Source organism: Paraburkholderia phytofirmans (assembly GCF_046028095.1).
Lineage (GTDB): Bacteria > Pseudomonadota > Gammaproteobacteria > Burkholderiales > Burkholderiaceae > Paraburkholderia > Paraburkholderia phytofirmans_A.
Genome location: NZ_JAQQDJ010000034.1, coordinates 1 through 1,828, shown reverse-complemented (window position 1 = coordinate 1,828; position 1,828 = coordinate 1). Strand labels below are relative to the sequence as shown.

Sequence of the window (1,828 nt, the reverse complement as noted above, 5' to 3'; positions counted from 1 at the left end):
GCGGCAAAGAAAGTAGGCAAAGAAAGCCGCTTCACACCGCTAGCGCATAAGTGGGTCCCTCGCACAGTCGCGATAGTGGTGCATCTGGAATCTGTTTTCTCGCGCATTTTCCGCTTGTGACAAGGCGCTCATACTTCCCGCCTCGCGCTCCGCGCTCGCCGGAACGGTCCGCTTTAAACCTTTGGATTGTTCTGGGGGCGGTGGGGCCGTCGGCTTCGCCTCGGCGATGACGCTTGCTTACACAGTGGCTTTGACAGCGTCTTAGTCAGCAGACGGATCTCGCGCACCGAGATGTGTCGTCGGCGCAAGAAATGGCGGCGTCAGTTTTCACAGCGCCCCACGCGCGTTGCGCGATGTCGCACTCTGTCAACGGCCTGCAGGCTCGCTAATAGTCGTGTACTTCAATCCTGTTCAGCGGATTTTCTCGGAAGTTTCTTTCGCGCTGTAGTCCTGCATTCTGGCCGTCGTTTGGGAAGTTTCGGAATTGATTCCGGTGGGCGCGTTTTAGCTTATTCGGGTGATCAATCGTCGAACGACATGTTTAAACTTGCCCTGTCGTGTACTTCACGACAAACAGGTTTCGCAGCCTGCATGAGATAGAACACGCATGCTTGCACGAGCAAGTGCGCGGCTGCCTTTGCACGTCTGATCACAACGGGCGGGCCTTGGCGGGGGAGCCTAACGGCTCGCCGGTTCTTGGTTCTATCTGCCGGTCTGCGAATCCCGTCTTGTGCCCGCTCACCACTGCGCACGCGCGTGTTGAGCGATCCAGATAAGTTTCAGGGAGATCGCGCCATGAGTAGATCCGCCAAGCATTCACGAACCACGTCGCGCGCACCCGTTGACGCACTTCAATACGAGAAACTCGCGCTGTCGGCTTTCGGACTGATTGAACGGCAGCTGACTCAACTAGACAAACTGGTCACGCTTACGGCATCGATAGTTAGGAATCCGGCCGTTACGAGAGAGGAGAGACATCGACAGAGAAAATTACTGGAGTTGCTGCTCGACACTAGCGAGGACTACCAGCGCGAAGCGGAGATTGACCACGAGTTGTACCAGATCATCGCGCTTGATGCGAAGGGAATCCCGCAAAGCCGGCTCACGGCGCGCCACGCGTCGGACCTCCTTGCGAATTCCGTGCGAACGGTCTCAGAGGACCGTGAACGTATCGGAGCAACGAGGGTGGCGCAAAAACGACCATTCCGCTTCAAGACGACCGCACGATCAATTGCGCCGGCACATTGATGTAGTCTCTGCACGGCACGGCACGGCACGGCACGGCACGGCACGGCACGGCACGGCACGGCACGGCACGGCACGGCACGGCACGGCACGGCACGGCACGGCACGGCACGGCACGGCACGGCACGGCACGACAAGATACGGCACGGTAGGACACAGCGCAGCATGGCAAGGGCATGGCGAGATATGACAAAGGCGGCACGACACGAAGGCGCCATCCTTGCACCTTGGTGTTACGAGGATACCGGGACGCGACTCGAAGTGAGTGCTGTGTTATTTGGTGATGGTTGCGTTTCGAGCGCTGGCGCCAGCAGACGCGAATGCGCTTACAAAGCCAGAAGTCTGTAGCGGCATTTCGGGAGGCGGAGCGGATGGTTCTCGCCCCGCACGCGCGACCCTGCGGTTTAAGGCAGACCGTTCCGGCGAACGCGGAGCGTAAGTCGGGAAGTATGATGGCCTTGTCACAAACGCGGAATGTGCGAGAACACAGATTCCAGATGCACCACTACCGCAACTGCGCGGGGGACCCGCTTAAGAGTTAACGGTTTGAGCCGCTTTCTCTTGCCTACTTCTCTTTGCGGCG

General features: G+C 58.8%; 1 protein-coding gene. It reads left to right on the top strand.

Features of this window, described 5'->3' with window-relative positions; translation table 11 throughout:
- Positions 1-795 precede the first annotated feature (795 nt).
- Positions 796-1,248 (top strand): hypothetical protein, encoded by a 453-nt coding sequence (locus PQR54_RS38795; protein ID WP_408255424.1) that lies wholly within the window; start codon positions 796-798, stop codon positions 1,246-1,248.
- Positions 1,249-1,828: the final 580 nt, after the last annotated feature.

Excerpts from the sequence above, each read along its gene's own strand:
- PQR54_RS38795 (WP_408255424.1), top strand. The coding sequence starts at position 796 with ATGAGTAGATCCGCCAAGCATTCACGAACCACGTCGCGCGCACCCGTT.